8 protein-coding genes are annotated in these 18,316 nt (G+C 63.7%); 5 read left to right on the top strand and 3 right to left on the bottom strand.

The window, feature by feature from the left end:
- Nucleotides 1-67: 67 nt before the first annotated feature.
- Nucleotides 68-2,206: an alpha-glucuronidase family glycosyl hydrolase gene (locus tag CVN68_RS09140; RefSeq protein WP_100284313.1), complete on the top strand. Its 2,139-nt coding sequence runs from the start codon at nucleotides 68-70 to the stop codon at nucleotides 2,204-2,206.
- Between the two features lie 784 nt (nucleotides 2,207-2,990).
- On the opposite strand, the gene CVN68_RS09135 is transcribed toward CVN68_RS09140, so the two are convergent.
- The 3 genes from CVN68_RS09135 to CVN68_RS09125 all read right to left on the bottom strand — a co-directional run bounded on the left by CVN68_RS09135 (nucleotide 2,991) and on the right by CVN68_RS09125 (nucleotide 11,352).
- Complete coding sequence (locus tag CVN68_RS09135; protein WP_100281925.1) at nucleotides 2,991-7,205, bottom strand: RHS repeat-associated core domain-containing protein; 4,215 nt, start codon at nucleotides 7,203-7,205, stop codon at nucleotides 2,991-2,993.
- A 55-nt stretch (nucleotides 7,206-7,260) separates the two neighbouring features.
- Nucleotides 7,261-7,482 (bottom strand): hypothetical protein, encoded by a 222-nt coding sequence (locus tag CVN68_RS09130; protein WP_100284312.1) that lies wholly within the window; start codon nucleotides 7,480-7,482, stop codon nucleotides 7,261-7,263.
- Nucleotides 7,483-7,905: 423 nt separating this feature from the next.
- Nucleotides 7,906-11,352, bottom strand: a complete 3,447-nt coding sequence (locus CVN68_RS09125; protein ID WP_100281924.1) for a TonB-dependent receptor — start codon at nucleotides 11,350-11,352, stop codon at nucleotides 7,906-7,908.
- A gap of 272 nt (nucleotides 11,353-11,624) precedes the next feature.
- Here CVN68_RS09125 and CVN68_RS09120 point away from each other — a divergent pair, with 272 nt between their 5' ends.
- The 4 genes from CVN68_RS09120 to CVN68_RS09105 all read left to right on the top strand — a co-directional run bounded on the left by CVN68_RS09120 (nucleotide 11,625) and on the right by CVN68_RS09105 (nucleotide 18,289).
- Nucleotides 11,625-13,133: a tryptophan halogenase family protein gene (locus CVN68_RS09120; protein WP_100281923.1), complete on the top strand. Its 1,509-nt coding sequence runs from the start codon at nucleotides 11,625-11,627 to the stop codon at nucleotides 13,131-13,133.
- Nucleotides 13,130-14,632 (top strand): tryptophan halogenase family protein, encoded by a 1,503-nt coding sequence (locus CVN68_RS09115; RefSeq protein WP_100281922.1) that lies wholly within the window; start codon nucleotides 13,130-13,132, stop codon nucleotides 14,630-14,632. The genes CVN68_RS09120 and CVN68_RS09115 overlap by 4 nt, the downstream gene beginning before the upstream one ends.
- Entirely contained in the window at nucleotides 14,629-16,329 is a 1,701-nt protein-coding gene (locus CVN68_RS09110) for a glycoside hydrolase family 43 protein (protein ID WP_100281921.1), read from the top strand. The genes CVN68_RS09115 and CVN68_RS09110 overlap by 4 nt, the downstream gene beginning before the upstream one ends.
- 145 nt (nucleotides 16,330-16,474) lie before the next feature.
- The gene (locus CVN68_RS09105; RefSeq protein WP_100281920.1) at nucleotides 16,475-18,289 is read left to right on the top strand and encodes a glycoside hydrolase family 9 protein; all 1,815 of its coding nucleotides are present in this window, start codon (nucleotides 16,475-16,477) and stop codon (nucleotides 18,287-18,289) included.
- The last annotated feature ends 27 nt before the right edge of the window (nucleotides 18,290-18,316 follow it).

Genomic DNA, 18,316 nt, shown 5'->3' with positions numbered 1-18,316 from the left:
CTACCATGGGCAAGCTGCTACGGACAGTCAACGCGCGGCGGGAGACCGGGGCGATGAGAGGATGAAAATGCGGCAGCTCCTTGCTTTTGTTCTGCTTCTGCTGGGTGCGGCGCTGCCGGCGAGCGTGCGCGCCGAGACCGGTTATGACTTGTGGTTGCGCTATCAGCCGGTCGAGGCGCAGTGGCGGGACCGCTATGCCGCGCTAGTGACGCAGGTCACTGCGGCGGGCGGGACGACGATGCTGGTCGCTGCCGGCGAGCTGCGGCGCGGCGTGGCGGGGATGCTCGGCTACGATCCAGTGCGGCGCGAGACAGTGATCGGCGACGGTGCGGTGGTGCTCGGGACGGCCCAGTCGCCGCTGATCGCGCCGCTCGGGCTGCCGCTCGCGAAGCTCGGGCGCGAGGGCTATCTGATCCGCAGCGCGGCGATCGGCGGCAAGCGGGTGACGGTGATCGCCGGCAATGCGGAAATCGGGGTGCTCTACGGGGTGTTCCGCTTCCTCAAGCTGATCCAGACGCGGCAATCGCTCGACGATCTCGACATCAGCGACGCGCCGAGGCTCGCGGTGCGGGTGCTCAATCATTGGGACAATCTCGATCGGTATGTCGAGCGCGGCTATGCCGGCCAGTCGATCTGGGACTGGCAGAAGCTGCCGGGGCACAAGGATTCGCGCTACACCGATTATGCGCGGGCCAACGCCTCGATCGGAATCAACGGCACCGTCCTGACCAACGTCAACGCCAATGCCGATGTGCTGCGGCCCGAATGGCTGGCCAGGGTCAAGGCGCTGGCGGAGGTGTTTCGCCCGTACGGGATCAAGGTTTATCTGACCGCGCGCTTCTCGGCGCCGATCGAACTGGGCGGGCTCAAGACCGCCGATCCGCTCGATCCGCAGGTGGCGCGCTGGTGGAAGGACAAGGTCGACGAGATATATCGGGCGATCCCCGATTTCGGCGGGTTCCTCGTCAAGGCCAATTCGGAGGGGCAGCCCGGGCCGTCCGATTACAAGCGGACGCATGCCGAGGGCGCCAACATGCTCGCCGACGCGCTGGCGCCGCACAAGGGCGTGCTGATGTGGCGGGCGTTCGTCTATGCCGCCGAGAATCCGGACGACCGCCACAAGCAGGCATATACCGAGTTCCAGCCCTTGGACGGCAAGTTCCGCGACAATGTGCTGGTCCAGGTCAAGAACGGCGCGATCGACTTCCAGCCGCGCGAGCCCTTCCATCCGCTGTTCGGCGCGATGCCAAAGACGCCGCTGATGATGGAAGTGCAGATCACCAAGGAATATCTCGGCTTCGCCACCCATCTCGCCTATCTGGGCCCGCTGTGGGAGGAGGCGCTGCAGGCCGACACCTTCCGCCCGGGCAAGGGCAGCACTGTCGCCAAGGTGCTCGAAAGCGGCGCGGCGACGGGGATGGCCGGCGTCGCCAATATCGGCAGCGACGTGAACTGGTCGGGGTCGCAATTCGATCAGGCGAACTGGTATGCGTTCGGCCGCTTCGCCTGGGATCCGCAAGCGAAGGCCGAGCCGATCGCCCGCGACTGGGCGGCGATGACCTGGGGCAACGATCCCGCCGTGACCGGGCCGATCGTGCGCATGATGATGGAGTCGCGCGAGGCGGTGGTCGATTACATGACGCCGCTCGGGCTCGGCCATCTGATGGCGACGGGGCACCATTATGGGCCGGGGCCGTGGATCGCCGATCTCGCGCGGCCCGAATGGAACCCGGTCTATTACCACAAGGCCGATGCGCGCGGGATCGGCTTCGACAGGACCGCGACGGGCACCAACGCCGTCGGGCAATATGCGCCCGAAGTCGCGGCGCGGTTCGGCGACCGCAAGCGAGTGCCCGAGCAGTTCCTGCTGTGGTTCCACCATGTACCATGGGACTATCGCACCCGTTCGGGGTGGACGCTGTGGGACGAACTGATCGTCCGCTACGATCGCGGAGTCGCGGCAGTCGAGGCGATGCAGGCCGCGTGGAAGCCGCTCGCGGGCAAGGTGGACGCGCGGCGCTGGGAAGAGGTGCGCGACTTCCTCGCGATCCAGCGCGACGAGGCGGGGTGGTGGCGCGATGCCTCGATCGCCTATTTCCAGTCGGTGTCGAAGCGCCCGCTTCCCGCCGGACATGCCGCGCCGGCGCACGATCTCGACTGGTACAAGGCGATCCGGACGCCCTACGCCCCGGGCAACGGCAAGTGATCGAGGCGGGGGCGGGGACACGCGCTGAGCGGGGAGACGCCTTCGGGGCGCCTGCCGGTAGATCTCGTACGGCAGAGGACCCCGTCTTGATCTGGCTATCTAACGGAAGGATGTATTTTTCACTTCATCGCCACCATTGTTCCGGCTTTCGGCGACTGAGAGACCATTGCGCTCCCGCCTATGGTGGAGTCGCGACATGTCTCGCTATTTTTTCAATGTGAACGTAACTCGGCCCGCGATCGAGAGCTCGTCGAACTGGAAAGCCTCGCCGCAGCGAAATGCGAGGCGGTACGATCGTCGGCCGCGCGGACCTGCCAATCCGCCAAGGTGTTTTGAGATAGGCAAGTCTCAACATGACCGGCTGGAATGCGAGCGGGCTGACCTTGTTCAGTCTCATTTTCATCGGCACGGACGCAGCGGCGATCAGGCGTCCTCACCCGGTTGCGGAATGAATCAGAAGCCGCAACAGGTATAGGGATAGCGGCACATCATTTAATCCTGCTGCGATATACCGATGCATAGGCTAATATTTGCGAAAATACAAATAAACTCACCCCAATGAAGAGAAGCCATATGCTTCTGTGTTGCTCGGAAAGTCCAGCAATACTAATGATAGATCCAATGACGGTAAGTATAAGTCTAAATTTTGAGTGATTTCTGTAATGTATCTCCGGAATTCCTGAGAATGCATTCGGCATCAAATTTGATATTCTCTCGAAAAATGCCCAATCTAAGCCAATACCTGCTAGGCAAGCGAGTAGGATTGACAATATATTAAAATCAATCATGGGCACACCAGCTTGGGGGCGCTGTTCTGGAAAGCGCTACCAGTCATGTCGGTCAAAGTGTGACCTGCTCTTTCTTGGCCTAAATTCGCACCAAAATGCTGGCGCGCGAATATATTGTTGAGCCCAACTTTGGTAGCTCGTTGGGCCGCGGAACCCGCAAAGATACCTACTGCATTGCCCCCCGCTGCACTCCAGTTGCCGTCCCACGCATTCGCACCCAAGGCCACCAAGTTCGACCCGGCAGATACGGTTCTCGCCGCAAGAGCAGTAACGCCAGCGGCTACTGGTCCCACTCCTGTAGGCGCAGTGGCAAGGCCGACAACGCCTGCGGCAACTGCCACTCCATCAGCTACAAGGCCGGTCGTTTCGGCTCCGGCGGCAATCTTGCTGGCAGTAGTCTCCTTACTAGGTTTGCATCTTTCCTGTGTTGTTTTCGGCATTTGACCTCGGCTACTACTTCCGCCGCCGCCGCCACTACGAGCTGGAACATCTCCGCGAAATGGGCCAGGCACTAAGACACACTGTCTATATTGTCCCACGTAGAACTCGTTCGTAGTAGAATTATAGCCGCTATAGGAACCGTTAAAACAGAATTCATCGAGGCCGCTCGGGTCGATTTTGTTAACGGGGTCGCTGCCAACGTAATTATACCAGTTCATCCCATCGCCGTATCCAATCGGATCGGTTTGCATGAAGCGACCCAAGGTGGGCGAGTAGATACGGGCCTTGTAATAATACATGCCGAGTTCGGGCAACCAAGCCTGTCCGGTGTACTGGAAGCGGCCGATATTAGTTGAAGCGGGAATGCCATATTCGTCGTAGCGATTGACGCCGATCACGTTGCCCGAGCCGTCACTCACCGCGACTACCGAGCCGCGCTCGTCGGCGTGCAACCAGCGACGGTCGTTGGTGCCCGAGCCTTCGTACCAGACGACCGTCTCGTCGACGCCTGGGCCGGGTACGTAGCGGCGGATACTCGTACTTACCCCGCCAGCCACATTCCGCTCGGACACCAATCGCGAGCCCGACCAGCCGAACCGGATGTCGGACGTGGCACCCGCGTAAATCTCCAGCAACTGGCCGCCCGCAGGTTCGTAGGCTATCAAAAGCCCCCCGGTTGTCGAGGCCATGCGATTTTCGGTGGTGTAGCCATATCCCAGACCGCCGGACGCGTTGAGGTTTCCGCGTCCATCATAGCCGAGGCTGGTCGCGCCTGCGGACGTCATCTGGTTCAGGCCATTGACGGTATACGGACGATCCACATTGTAGTGACCGCCCCAGGCATAGACATCGTTCGAGCGGGTCGCGCTGGCGATCTGACCCGCTGGATTATAACCGTTGAAGCTGTTCGTGAAATCATAGGCGCTGCCCCCCAGATCGTGGGTCAGCGAGGCGAGCCGCGAAACGGCATCATAGCCGTAGCCTGTGGTCGTCCCATTGCCGCGCGTGATGTTCGTCCGGCGACCGAGATTGTCATAGCCGTAGGTCGCGAGCACGCCGACGCCCGAGGTCGCGCCATTCTCGCGGATCGCTGTGACCTCGCCGGTGACTGCATGGTCATAGTCGACGTAGAAACCGTCGCCCCACGTCAGTCGCGTTTCCCGGCTCGCCAAGTCATAACGGTGATAGGTAGTTTCTTCGTAATTCTGCTCGGTCACCAGGCGTCCGAGTGCATCATAGGTGAAGGCGTTCGTGAGCCAACCGTCAGCAACCGCCCGCGTAGGCCGGCCCAACAGATCATACTGGTAGGTTACGTCCCAATCCTGATTGGCAGCACCCGGCGTGATCTTGCTGGTCACCCGATTGAGATTATCATAGCCGTAGGTGATCGTCTGCCCGTCACGCAGGCGCCGGCTGGTGACGTTGCTCGCCGCGTCGTAGCCGAGCTCCTCGTAATCGGTGGTAGAACTCGTGCCAGCGGCGACCGTCGTCACCGGATAACGCGTGAACTTCAGCCGGTCGAACCCGTCATATTCGTAGCTGGTCTTGTTCCCCTCGGCGTCGGTCGCCGTCTCGACCTGGCCGTTGGAGGTCCAGCTCGTCGTCGCGTCGTCGGACTGCTCCGCGGAACCGTATGCCGAGGTCACCTTGGTCTGCCGGCCGGCATTGTCATATTGCACCCGCACGATCCGGTCCGGTCCGGCGGCTCCGGTCGTGGCGAGGCTGCACGCGCCGGGCAACGCGCCCCAAGTTACGCTGTTCATCCGAACCGCGGTGCAATCGAGCCTGCCCGCCGCGTCGTAGCTGTACTGCGTCACGCCGGACGTCGTGCCGCCCGCCGATATTGTCGTCTTCACCTGGCGGTCGGCGCCGTCATAGTCGGTGGTCGCCTGTTGCAGCGCCACGAACCCCGGCCAATCCGCGTCGGACTGGCTGTTGACATTGCCCAGCTCGACCGAGGTCACCCTTCCTTTCGCGTCGCGCGTCAGCCGCTGCGCGCGCGGCTTGAGCGCACCGCCGCCATCCGGATCCGGGCTGACGACCCCCACCGGCTCGCGATTGGCATTGTAGCGATAGCGCACGGTGTCGGCCGAACCCGCAAGCGGTCCGTCGACGGTCAGCACATTGCCGATATCGTCATAGGCAGCCGTCGTCGTCGCCACCAGCGAGCCGTCGCCGGCCTGCCGCGTCATGGTGGTCGGCAAGCCATTGGCATTGTAGCCGATGCTCGTCCTGACTTCGTTGACGCTGTTCGCGCAGGACGCCGCAGTGACACAGATCGACGTTCCGCTCGGCATCTGCATGCCGTTGACGGTCGTGTAGCTGAAGCTCGTCGTCGCGCGGACGCCGTTGGCGTCCGCCGGCGCGACAATTGTGCTTATCATTCCCGTAGACGAATTATACGTATAATCGGTCTGGTTGCCCTTGGCATCCCTGGTCCATTGCGGCTTGTCGCACGTCGCCGTGCTCGCGCACGGATAACTGGCGGTCGTCACGATGTTGGGCAGGCCTGCCACGGCCTTGGCGACCCGCGTCGTCTGGGTCACATTGCCGTTACCGTCATAGGCATATTGCGCGTAATCGCCCTCCGGCGCCGTTTCCTGCGTCCGCCGGCCATAGGCATCGTGCAGCCAGCTCGTCGTCTTTCCCGTCGCGTCGGTCATCGACTTCATCCGCTGCGATGCGATCTCGAACACGTAGACAGTCGAATGCGTCAGAGGATCGGTTACCGTCGTCGTCCGGTACCCGGCATTGTCCGCATAGCCATAGGTCACCGCGCCCGCCGCGGTGGTCACGCTCGATACGCGGCTCGAGCCGTCATACGCCACCGTAACGTCCTCGCTCGAACTTCCTGGACGCGTGATGCCGGCTACCGATCCCGCCGTTACCCGATAGGTCATCACGCGCGCCGCCGGGTCGGTGATCGTGATGGTGCCGTTTGAGAAACTGTCGAGATTATTCGTCCTGCTCATCGATTGGTTCGCCGACGAACTGCTCAACGTGTTGGTCTGCGTCACGCCGATGACTTGATAGAAACTGCCAAAGGCGGCGCCATTCTGACCGGGGCTGCCGACTGCATACGAGAATTGCGTCTTATAGCCGGATGAGGATGTTATATTCAGCAGGCGAAAAACGGGCACTTCTATGAAGTCAACTTCGCCCGCGACGACCACTCTCTTGATGTAATGCTTTTCTTCGTAATTGAAGGTTATCTTGTAGCCGTTTGCGTAGGTCGCATCGATGGCCTGGCCGCCGTTGACATAGACCCGGCTGTTCGTGCCCAACGCCGGATCGAAACGGACGACCGTGCCGTCGCGAGTGGTGAAAATATAAAGACCGCCGCTTGCCACCAGCTTGGCACCGTCGCCATCAACCGACGTATAGGTCGATGTGCCTGAAAACGTGAATGTGCGGCCTTGCCACGTAACCTCGGCCTTGCTGGCGCTGACGTTGCGGTAGAGGTGGCTGGCGGTGTTGCTGCCCCAGCCATATCCCGAACGGAAATATTGATAATAGGTCGCCGCCTGGTCCCCGGCGCCCATCGTCAGCTTGTATGATTCAACGTTGAAGGCGCCGGAGAACAGGTCGACGCCGTTGCCGTCGATCGACTGTCGCGCGGGCGGCGGCTCCACAGCCTGTGCGAGCACCGGGCTTGCCATGCCCGAGCAAAGAACCGTGGTCAGGCTGAGCAGGGCGCGGCACGAAAGCGCGCGACGCAGGGCGACGGCCTTGCCGCCACCGGAGCGCAAGGCCCGGGCGTGAATCATCATTGTCCGGTCTCCGGATCTGGAATGGCTTGACTGGAAGGGAGGCTATGTAAGGGGTTCAGGGAGCGGGGTTGGGTGAGCCCGTCACCTTGACGTTCCTGCGATTGTCCGCCTTGTCGTGCGTGTATTCGGCTTTGACGCCGTTGTTCACCGTACCCGAGCGCTCGACTTTCACCAGGCGCCCCTTGGCGTCATAGGTGTAGGTCACGGTCTCGGAGGCCGCGGCTATTGTCGCGGAGAATAATGCTACGCTGCCAAGCACAACGACAGAAATACGCATGAACACCCCCTTTGACGCGGATTGCTTCCGCAGCATTATCGCCAGTTTACAGCTGGTTATAAGTTGATTCTGCTTGCTTCCGTGACAATGGTCTCGTTCACCATTTCCAACATTGCAAGATGATTTTATGGAAATTTACGTCAACGAAAGATCAACCATCGGGAAACAGGCGTTTTCCAGGTCGGAACTCACAAATGCGCCAGAGCTGACGTGGCGCGGTGGTTCTTTCGCCGGGGTCGCGCGCGGTACGCCGCTGCCGCTGAAAGAACGGGGTTCCCCTGGCCTGCGGCCTGATCCGGCGACTTAAGGCCCGGGTCCAGCACCTGACAGGACGGTGCGCGGCGCCGGGACGCGACGAAGGACAGCGGTCGAAAAAAAGGCGCCACCGGCAGAACCGGCGGCGCCAGGCAGGGTGTACGCCGATCAGAAGTTGAAGCGCGCGCTCATCGAGATGCGGCGATCGTTCATGAACCAGCCGCGCGGGATGACGCGGATGTCGTCGACGCCGTCCGGACCCTGGATCGCCACCGAGGTCTTGGTGATCGCATTGGTGAGGTTCACGCCCTGCACGCCGAGCCGCAAATTCTTCGAGACCTGATAGAATAGCGAAGCGTCGAGCTGGCCGTAATCCTCCTGGAACACCGGATCGAACGGCGTGATCACGTCGCGCGTGGTCAGCATGTAGCGCGAGCGCCAGCTGTACGAGGCACGCAGCGACAGGCCCTTGTAATCGTAGAAAGGCGTGATGTTAAAATTGTGCTTCGACAGGCCCTGCAGACCGAAGCCGCCGACATCGATGTTCGACACCAGTCCGCCGGCCACGCTGGGATCGCCCGGCGGGAGCGTCGGCTGGGGCACGCCCGAGCTGTCGACATAGGTGTAGTTCGCCTGCAGCCCGAGGCCGGAGAGGAAGCCCGGCAGGAAGTCGTAGGTCTGCTGATAGGCGATCTCGATGCCCTTCACCTTGCCGGTCTCGGGCGAATTGAACTCGCGCGACACCACCGCTTCGTAGGTCTGGCCGTTGTTGGTGAAGCTCTGGCGCTCGGTGTTGAACACCACCACGCCCTTCACTTCCTTGTAAAAGGCCGAGAGGGTCAGTGAACCCACCTGGTTGAAATACCATTCGGCGGTGAGGTCGAAATTGTTCGCGGTCACCGGCTTGAGGTCGGGCGAGCCGACCCGGATGCCGGCGCCTTCGATGCGGACGACATTCTCGCCCTGGATGATGCCGTCATTCGGGTCCGCAGTGGCGGTGTTCGGCACCACGGTGAGCGTCGCGCCGATCGGAGTCTGGGCGCCGAGTGCGATCGGGAAATAGTTCCGGATCTGGGTGGTGTTGGGGGGCGAGATCCCTTTGAAGAAGGCTGCGCGGAACTGGAGCCCGCCACCGACCTCGAGCTTCAAATTCACGCTGGGCAGCCAATAATCGTAAGTGAGTTCGTAATCGTTGGGGACGACCGCACCGTTCTGGAACGATCGCGCCGCCGCGCGCGCTGCCGGATTGGTGTAGAGGAAGGCGCAGCCTGCGGGCACCGTCGGCGGATTGGGCGGCGTCTGGCCGGCCGCCGGATTGACGATGGTCTGGATGGTGGCGCGGCAGTTCGCGTCCGAGGTGAGCGGATCGGTCGTCGCATATTGCACGAAGCCGCTGCTCGTCCGCCTGGTGGTCGAGTAGCGCACCCCGAGATTGCCGTTGAGGTTCCAGCCGTTCGAGAAGTCCTGCTGGATCTTGGCCATCACATAAGCGGCGTGGTTGATCTCCTCGATCGGGTTGATCTCACCCGGCAGATAATAGCTGCCGTTCACCGTGCCTGGCCGATCGGCCAACGACAGCCAGCCGCCCGCGCCACCGGTTGGCGCCGTGCCCGCCGGCAGCCATTCGTTGCGTACGGCATTGGCGAAGGCGATGTACGACGCATAATCGCTCGCCGGGCGGCCTGAATAATAAAGCCGGCCCTCGCCGCCGGCGCCAGAGGGATTGCTGGTCTGACCGCGGAAGAAATTGTTGAAGAAAGCCGGTTGATAATTGGCCGCCTGCGAAGTGGTGCCGAGCTGGTCGCCGCCGACGCCGCCGATATTCTCGTCGAGCCATACCGGGCCGCCATTGCCCCAGATCTCCGACAGGCCACCCCAATTATAGGTGGAGTTGCGCGCAATCTGGTCGCGATCGGCGTAGCGATAGCCCGCCTTTACCGACTTGAGGAAGCTGGTGTCGGGGAAGCTGAGTTCGGCGTCGATCCGGAAAGCATCCGAATTACCCGAGCTCTCCTCGGCATGATCCATCGCCGAGCGCCAGAAGCTGTTATACGGATCGAGGAAGCTCTGGTGCGTGCCGGTATAATAGGTCGGATCATTACCCGTCGAGCCCGGCGCGGCGGTGCAGACCCCTTGCGCGTTCGGCGCGACGCAATTCTGTGGCGCAACGAAGTTGACGGTGGGCACGTTGAGGCCGTTCAGGTCGATATAGACGTCCTGGAAGGTCGACGACCAGATGCCGTTGTCGAGGACTTCGCCCGACGATTCGACATGGTCATAATCCACGCTCAGCCCGAAGCGCTCGCTGACATCCCATTTGAAGTTGAAGCCGTAATCGTCGGTAACGCTGCGATCGACATGCTGGCGATATTGGTTGTTCGACTGGAGGCCGAATGCCGGGGTCCGGCGGCCCGCCAGCGCCGCGCCGGTGCCGGGAGCGACCTGCTGGTCCGATCGCCAGCCAGTCGGCCCGGTGATCAGGCCCTTGTCGAACAGCATATCGTCGTCGAACGACACCGAAGTGCCGGCGCGGGCGCGGCTGTCGCCGTTCGATGTGACGTTGTCGGTCGCGATCTCGATCGTGTTCTCGGTCCAGTCCTGGCGCGCGTCCGAACGGAGGAACTGGAAGGCAGCTTCCATCGACCCGTCGTTGCTGCGCCACTGGAGCGCGGCCGAATAGCCGTAGCGCTCGCGCTCGAATTCCTGCGTGCCCATCACTGCGCCGCGCGGGAAGATGCCGCTGCCTTGCTGCGTCGCGCCGGTGAACGGGACCACGTCGGTACGCGTGCCGTCCGAATAGATCGGCCGGACGCGGAAGCTCGACACCTGCAGGCGATCGTTGCGCGTGTAGAGTTGTGAATAGACGACGCTGCCGAGGATGCCGATCTCGCCGATCCCGGTATCCCAGCGCGTGCTGGCGAGCACCGAGAGCGTGGGCGCGGACTTGTCGACGAAATCGCCATAATTGAGCTCGAGCGCGCCCGCGACATAGGTGCCCTTCGAATCGAAGGGCAGGCGGGTGCGCAAATTGACGATGCCCGAAATGCCGCCCTCGATGCGGTCGGCAGTCGGCGTCTTGAAGACGTCGACGCCGCCGAGCAGTTCGGAGGCGACGTCCTGGAAGCCGAGCGAGCGGCCGTTGAGCGCCGAGAAGGCCTCGCGGCCGTTGAACTCGGAGCGGACATAAGTGAGGCCGCGGACAGTGGCCTGCGAGCCCTCCACGGCGAAGTGATCGGGATCGTTACCGGCAGCAAAGCGGCTGATCGACACGCCCGGGATGCGCTGAAGGGTCTCGACGACCGAACGATCGGGGAGGGCGCCGATGTCCTCGGCGGTCACCGAGTCGACGACGCTGTCGGAAGTGCGCTTGATCTGCTGGGCGCTTCGCAGCGCTTCGCGATAGCCCTGAACGACGATTTCGTCCTCGGCCGGGGCATCCTGCGCGGCGGCGTCGCTTGCATCCTGCGCGGGCGGCGGTGTCGGCGAGGCTTCGGTCTGTGCCCAGGCCGAACCGGCACCGAACAGGCACAATGCCGCCGCGGACACGCCCGCACGGAGCAGCCCGGACTTCAGTTTCGCCGGATTTTCAGATGCATGAATGGCGTGCTTGTGCATCAAGCGTCCCCCTCCTCCCCTATGGTAGCGCTACCATTATGTGGCGCCAATTGTTGTAGTTATTGGGCACGAGTAGAAACGATTCGCAGCAAAGATCAAGACACATAGTGACAATGCCACGCTTATGTGCTCGTTTTGCAACGATTTTGCTGCGGTGCAACGAGAAAACTTCCAGCTGGTGCTCAAATAGTCCCAGAATGTGGGAGCGCTAACATCTAGCGGGGGGAGGGAGGAATGCTGCGCGTGTCAAGCCTTGGCCAGAAAGCCAGCCGATGAATGCGCCAGCGATCCGCAGCGTCGTCATCGTCGGGGGCGGTACGGCGGGCTGGATGACCGCCGCCGCGCTCGCCCGGATGGTGCGCGCGGGCGTGCGCGTGACCGTGGTGGAATCGGATGCGATCGGGATCGTCGGGGTCGGCGAGGCGACGATCCCGCCGATCCGCGCCTTCAACGCGATGCTCGACATCGACGAGAGCCACTTCCTTGCGCACACCCGGGGCTCGATGAAGCTCGGGATCGAGTTCGTCGACTGGAACGCAAGCGGCCACCGCTATCTGCACCCTTTCGGGGAATTTGGCTTCAGCATCGAAGGCGTGCGGTTCCACCAGATCTGGCACAAATTGCGCGCAGCGGGACGGGCCGGCGCGATCGAGGAATACAGCATGTGCGCGGCGGCGGCGCGGCTGAACCGCTATGCCGCCCCCGCGGCGGAGCAGAGTTCGCCGCTTTCGCAACTGGTTCAGGCCTATCATTTCGACGCTTCGCTCTATGCGCGCTATCTGCGCGGCTATGCCGAAGCGCGCGGAGTGACGCGGCGCGAGGGCAAGATCGACCGGGTCACGCTGCGCGGCGAGGATGGCTTCATCGAGGCAGTGACGCTGGAGGACGGCAGCCGAGTCGAGGGCGAGCTGTTCGTCGACTGTTCGGGGTTTCGCGGGCTGCTGATCGAGGAGGCGCTGCACACCGGCTATGAGGACTGGACGCATTGGTTGCCGTGCGATCGGGCGCTGGCGGTGCCGACGGTCAGCACGGGGCCGCTGACGCCCTATACGCGGGCAACGGCGCGGGCGGCGGGATGGCAGTGGCGGATCCCGCTCCAGCACCGCACCGGCAACGGCTATGTCTATTCGAGCGCGCACCTCTCGGACGACGCGGCGGCGGCGGCGTTACTCGCCAATCTGGACGGCGAGCCGCTGGGCGATCCGCGCCCGCTGCGCTTTACGGCCGGGCGACGCAAGCTGGCATGGAACCGCAATTGCGTCGCGATCGGGCTGTCGAGCGGGTTCCTCGAACCGCTCGAATCGACCAGCATCCATCTGATCCAGGCGGGGATTTCCCGGCTGCTCGGACTGTTTCCCGATGCCGGCTGGGGCGATGCCGAGCGTGATACCTATAACGACCTCACCCGCACCCAATATGAGCAGGTCCGCGATTTCGTGATCCTGCACTACAAGGCGAATGGCCGCGACGAGCCTTTATGGCGGCAGGTTCGCGCGATGGCAGTGCCCCAGAGCGTGTCGCGCCGCATCGACCTGTTCCGCAATCGCGGCCGCATCTTCCGCCGTGAGGACGAGTTGTTCGCCGAGACGAGCTGGATCGCAGTGATGCTGGGGCAGGGGATCACGCCCGCCGGTTGGGATCCGCTCGCCGACGCGCTCGACTCCGATCAGCTCGCGGCGATGCTCGAGCGGGTTCGGTCGACCTTTCGCAACGCCGCCGAGGTGATGCCGGACCATGCGGCGTATCTCGCACGACATTGCGCTGCTCAGGGGTTTGCATGACCGACAATCGTATCCGCAACATCGTCATCGTCGGCGGAGGCACTGCCGGGTGGATGGCTGCCGCGACGCTCGCGCGCATTCTCGGCCGCGACTATGCCAGCATCACGCTGATCGAATCCGACGATATCGGCATCATCGGCGTGGGCGAGGCGACCATCCCGCAAATGGCGACGTTCAACCGGATGCTGGGGATCGACGAGAACGAATTCATGCGCGCCACCCAGGGCAGCTTCAAGCTGGGCATCCAGTTCGTCAATTGGGGGCGGCAGGGACACACTTACTTCCACCCGTTCGGCAAATATGGCGTCGACATGCAGGGGGTGTCGTTCCACGCCTATTTCCTGCGGCTGCACCAGCTGGGCGAGGCGCCGGATGTGGACTTATGGTCGCTGCAGGCGATGGCGGCGCGGAGCAACAAGTTCATGCGCGCGATCGACGCGGGGCGATCGCCGCTCTCCGACATCGCTTATGCCTTTCATTTCGATGCCGGGCTCTATGCGCGGTTTCTGCGGAGTTATGCCGAAGCGCGCGGGGTGGTTCGGTGCGAAGGCAAAATCGTCGACGTGAAACTGCGCGGCGAGGACGGCTTCGTCCAGTCGGTGGTGATGGAGAACGGGAGCGAAGTCGAAGGCGATCTGTTCGTCGATTGCTCGGGCTTCCGCGGGCTGATCATCGAACAGGCGCTGCAGGCGGGGTTCACCGACTGGTCGCAGTATCTGCCATGCGACCGGGCGATCGCAGTGCCGTGCGCGAGCGTCGAGACGTGGACGCCCTATACCCGCTCGACGGCGCACAAGGCTGGCTGGCAGTGGCGGATCCCGCTCCAGCACCGCACCGGCAACGGGCATGTCTTCTGCTCGGAATTTATGTCCGACGACGAGGCGACGGCGATCCTGCTCGCCAATCTCGACGGCGCGCCGCTGGCGGAGCCGCGGACGGTGCCGTTCAGGACGGGACATCGCAACCAGTTCTGGGTCAAGAATTGCGTGGCGATGGGGCTGGCCGGCGGGTTCATCGAGCCGCTCGAATCGACGGCGATCTGGCTGATCCAGAGCGGGCTGTCGCGCTTCCTGACGATGTTCCCCGACAAGCAGTTCAATCAGGCCGACATCGACCGCTACAACCGCATCATGGCCACCGATTACGAAGAGATACGCGACTTCATCATCCTCCATTACCACGCCACCGAACGCGAGGATTCGCCGTTCTGGGAGCATTGCCGGAACATGGCGATCCCCGAGCGGCTGGCGGAGAAGATGCGGGTGTTCCGCAGCCACGGCCGGGCCTTTCGCGAGAATGAGGAATTGTTCAACGACACCAGCTGGTTCGCGGTGATGCACGGCCAGCTGCTGCAGCCGCAGGGGTTCGACCCCGTGGCCGAGGTGATGAGCCTCGAGGAGACGCGGTCGCGGCTCGCGCATATTCGCGAGGCGATCGCCAATTCGGCGGACTATATGCCCAGCCATCGCGACTTCATCCGGGAGAATTGTGCGGCATGAGACTTTTCGTTCTGCTCGCCTTGCTGCTCGCCACCCCCGCGGCCGCCCAGCCGGTCGCGCGCTTCGACTGGTTCGAATATCGTGGCGAGGATGCCGTCGACCGCGCCAATCCGCCGGCGCCCGATCAGTATCGCAATCCGATCCTGCAGGGCTTCTATCCGGACCCCAGCGTCACGCGGGTGGGCAAGGACTTCTATCTCGTCACTTCCACCTTCGGCTATTTCCCCGGCATCCCGGTGTTCCACAGCCGCGATCTGGTCAGCTGGACGCAGATCGGCAATGCGATCGACCGACCCGGGCAGCTCGATTTCAAGCAGCTTGGGCTCTCGCGCGGGGTGTTCGCGCCGACGATCCAGGCGAAGGCGGGGATTTTCTACATCCTCAACACCTGCGTCGATTGCGGCGGCAATTTCGTGATCACGGCGAAGAACCCGGCAGGACCGTGGTCGGATCCGGTGTGGCTGCCCGATCTCGAGGGCGGGATCGATCCGTCCTTATTCTTCGACACCGACGGCAAGACCTGGATCCTCAACAACGGCCCGCCCGAGGGAACGCCCGAATATCAGGGCCACCGCGCGATCTGGATCCAGCAATTCGACCTGAAGTCGCTCAAGCCGATCGGTCCGCGCAAAGTGCTGGTGAACGGTGGAGTCGACTTCTCGACGAAGCCGATCTGGATCGAGGGGCCGCACATCTTCAGGAAGGATGGGTGGTATTATCTGAGCTGCGCCGAGGGCGGCACCGCCGAGGGCCACAGCCAGGTCATCCTGCGCTCGAAAAGCGTGACCGGGCCTTATGCGGCGAACCCGACCAACCCGATCCTGACCCAGCGCGGCTTGCCGGGGGATCGCGCCAATCCGATTACGTCCGCGGGGCACGCGCAGCTCGTCACCACGCCCGATGGCCAATGGTGGGCGACCTTCCTCGCCGTGCGACCTTATGCCGACGACTTCTACTCGACCGGGCGCGAGACCTTCCTGATGCCGGTGCGCTGGGAGAATGGCTGGCCGCGGATCACCGATCCGGGGCAGGTGATCCCGTGGACCCACGCGCGGCCCGATCTGCCGGCACAGCCCGCGCCTTCGGTGCCGACCAATGGCGGTTTTGCAGTGCGCGACGCGTTCGACGACGCGAAGCTGGCGCCATATTGGATGATGCTGCGCAACCCGCGCAGCAACTGGTTCACGCTGGCGGACGGCGCACTGCGGATGCAGGCGCGCGGCGTGGGGCTGGGCGACAAGGGCAATCCCTCGTTCCTCGCGCGGCGCCAGCAGCACCAGAATGCCAGCGCCGAGACGGTGGTGCGCTTTGCCCCGGAGAAGGATGGCGACCGCGCCGGAATCGCCGTGCTCCAGAATGACGATTACTGGTTCTTCCTCGGGCTGAAACAGATCGAAGGCAGGCTGGTGGTGGCGCTCGAGCGTCGCGAAGGCCCCGACGCGCCGGCGACGGGCGAGGTGGTCACCACGCTCGATGCCGGCACCTTCGGGATTGCGCCGGGTAACCCTCTGGCGCTGCGCATCGAAGTGCGCGGCAATCGCTACATCTTCTCTTATGCGCGGGTGCTCGGCAGCCCCGACGTGCCGATGATGGCGTGGCGGCCGTTGACCGAACACACCACCGACGCGCTGACGACGAAGACTGCCGGCGGGTTTGTCGGGTCGGTGTTCGGGGTGTTCGCGGGGAGGGCGGAATGATCGGTTCCCTAAATCCTTTATCGTCATCCCGGCCTTGTGCCGGGATCCACCAGGCCGCACCGGCAAGACATGAGCCGCTTCTCCGTTGCCGGCCTCGCGGTGGACCCCGGCACAAGGCCGGAGTGACGGGGTGAGGGGGCTACCAATGCGTGCCCCAATCCTCGCCGCGACCGCGCTCACCCTCGGCGCGGCCATGCCGCCACCGCTGCCGATCCATCTCAACCAGATCGGCTTCGAACCGGGCGATGCCAAGACGGCGATCGTCGAGGGCGGCTCCGCGCCGCTCGAATGGGTGCTGGTCCACGCGAACGGACGCGAAGTGAAACGGGGCAGGGCCAAGGTCTATGGCCCGGATGCCGCGTCCGGCGCCGAGGTTCAGCGGATCGACTTCAGCGAGGTGCGAACGCCGGGCGAGGGCTATCGCCTCGTCGTCGCCGGTTCGCGCAGCGATCCGTTCGCGATCCGCGAAGGGGTTTATGCGCCGCTGGCGAGGGATGCGCTCGCTTTCTTCTATCACCAGCGTGCAGGCGTGCCGATCGAGGCGCGGCTGGTCGGTGCCGCATGGGCGCGCCCGGCGGGTCATCCCAGGGAAGTCGCCAAATGCTTCGCGGGGCGCGACGAGCGCGGGATCGAATGGCCCGGCTGCGGCTATGCGCTGGACGTGACCGGCGGCTGGTATGACGCCGGCGATCACGGCAAATACGTCGTCAATGGCGGCATTGCGCTATGGACCTTGCTCAACGCCTATGCGCGCCGGCCGCTCGCCTTTGCCGACGGCAGCCTGAAGCTTCCCGAAGCCGGCAACCGGGTCAGCGACCTGCTCGACGAGGCGCGTTTCGAGATGGCGTTCCTGCTGAAGATGCAGATCGCCGACGGCGTGCGCGCGCGCGTTCCGGCCGGACCGCCCCGGCCGGCCAAAGCGGGCAAGCCGGCGTGGGAAACCGAACCCTCCGATTTCGCCGAGATTGATGCGGGCGGAATGGCGCACCAGAAGGTCGCCGACCGCAACTGGACGAAGCTGCCGACGCCGCCGCAGGATGACCCTGAGGAGCGGCTGCTCTATCCACCGACCACCGCCGCGACGCTCAACCTCGCGGCTACCGCGGCGCAATGTGCGCGGCTGTGGCGCGGCGCGGACGATGCGTTCGCCGCACGCTGCCTCGTCGCCGCCGAACGCGCGTGGCAGGCAGCGAAACGCAACCCGCAGGTCTACGCGACGAACAGCTTCACCGGCAGCGGCGGTTATGCCGATGGCGACGTGTCGGACGAATTCTACTGGGCCGCGGCCGAGCTGCTCGCGACGACCGGCGCGGCGGAATTTCGCGATGCGGTGACCGGCTCGCCGCACTTTCGCGCGGAACTGCGCGAGCCCGGATGGCCGAGCACCGCGACCTTGGGGTCGATCACGCTGGCCACCACGCGCAACGCCCTGCCCAAGACCGAGATCGATCGGTTGCGCGAGGCGATCGTCGCGGCCGCCGACCGCTTCCTCGCCGACGAAAAGGGCAATGGCTATGGCATACCCTATGTCGCGAGCGGCTATCCGTGGGGCTCCAATTCAAGCCTGCTCAACCGCGCGATGCTGCTCGGGCTGGCGTATGATTTGACCGGGGCGGCGAAGTATCGCGCGGCCGTGGTGGCGGCGATGGACTATGTTCTCGGCCGCAATCCGCTCGGCCAGTCCTATGTCAGCGGCTATGGCACCCGACCGCTGAGGAACCCGCACCATCGCTTCTGGGCGCACTCGCTAGATCCAAGGCTGCCGGGGCCGCCGCCCGGCGTGCTATCGGGCGGCCCCAATTCCACCTCGATGAGCGACGATGTGGCGAAGACGATGCGAGGGAAGTGCGCGCCGCAGCGCTGCTGGGTGGACGACGTGCATGCCTATTCGATGAACGAAGTGGCGATCAACTGGAACGCGCCGTTGTTCTGGGTGGCGGCCTGGCTGGATGGCGATTGAGCCTGAAAATCCTCCCCCGCTTCGCGA

The sequence above is a fragment of the Sphingomonas psychrotolerans genome, assembly GCF_002796605.1.
In the GTDB taxonomy this organism is placed as follows: domain Bacteria; phylum Pseudomonadota; class Alphaproteobacteria; order Sphingomonadales; family Sphingomonadaceae; genus Sphingomonas; species Sphingomonas psychrotolerans.
The sequence above is the reverse complement of the archived record's forward strand: the minus strand, read 5'-3'. Positions and strand labels throughout refer to the sequence as shown.

Excerpts from the sequence above, each read along its gene's own strand:
- CVN68_RS09135 (WP_100281925.1), bottom strand. The coding sequence starts at position 7,205 with ATGATGATTCACGCCCGGGCCTTGCGCTCCGGTGGCGGCAAGGCCGTC.
- CVN68_RS09130 (WP_100284312.1), bottom strand. The coding sequence starts at position 7,482 with ATGCGTATTTCTGTCGTTGTGCTTGGCAGCGTAGCATTATTCTCCGCG.
- CVN68_RS09110 (WP_100281921.1), top strand. The coding sequence starts at position 14,629 with ATGAGACTTTTCGTTCTGCTCGCCTTGCTGCTCGCCACCCCCGCGGCC.
- CVN68_RS09115 (WP_100281922.1), top strand. The coding sequence starts at position 13,130 with ATGACCGACAATCGTATCCGCAACATCGTCATCGTCGGCGGAGGCACT.
- CVN68_RS09125 (WP_100281924.1), bottom strand. The coding sequence starts at position 11,352 with ATGCACAAGCACGCCATTCATGCATCTGAAAATCCGGCGAAACTGAAG.
- CVN68_RS09120 (WP_100281923.1), top strand. The coding sequence starts at position 11,625 with ATGAATGCGCCAGCGATCCGCAGCGTCGTCATCGTCGGGGGCGGTACG.
- CVN68_RS09105 (WP_100281920.1), top strand. The coding sequence starts at position 16,475 with ATGCGTGCCCCAATCCTCGCCGCGACCGCGCTCACCCTCGGCGCGGCC.
- CVN68_RS09140 (WP_100284313.1), top strand. The coding sequence starts at position 68 with ATGCGGCAGCTCCTTGCTTTTGTTCTGCTTCTGCTGGGTGCGGCGCTG.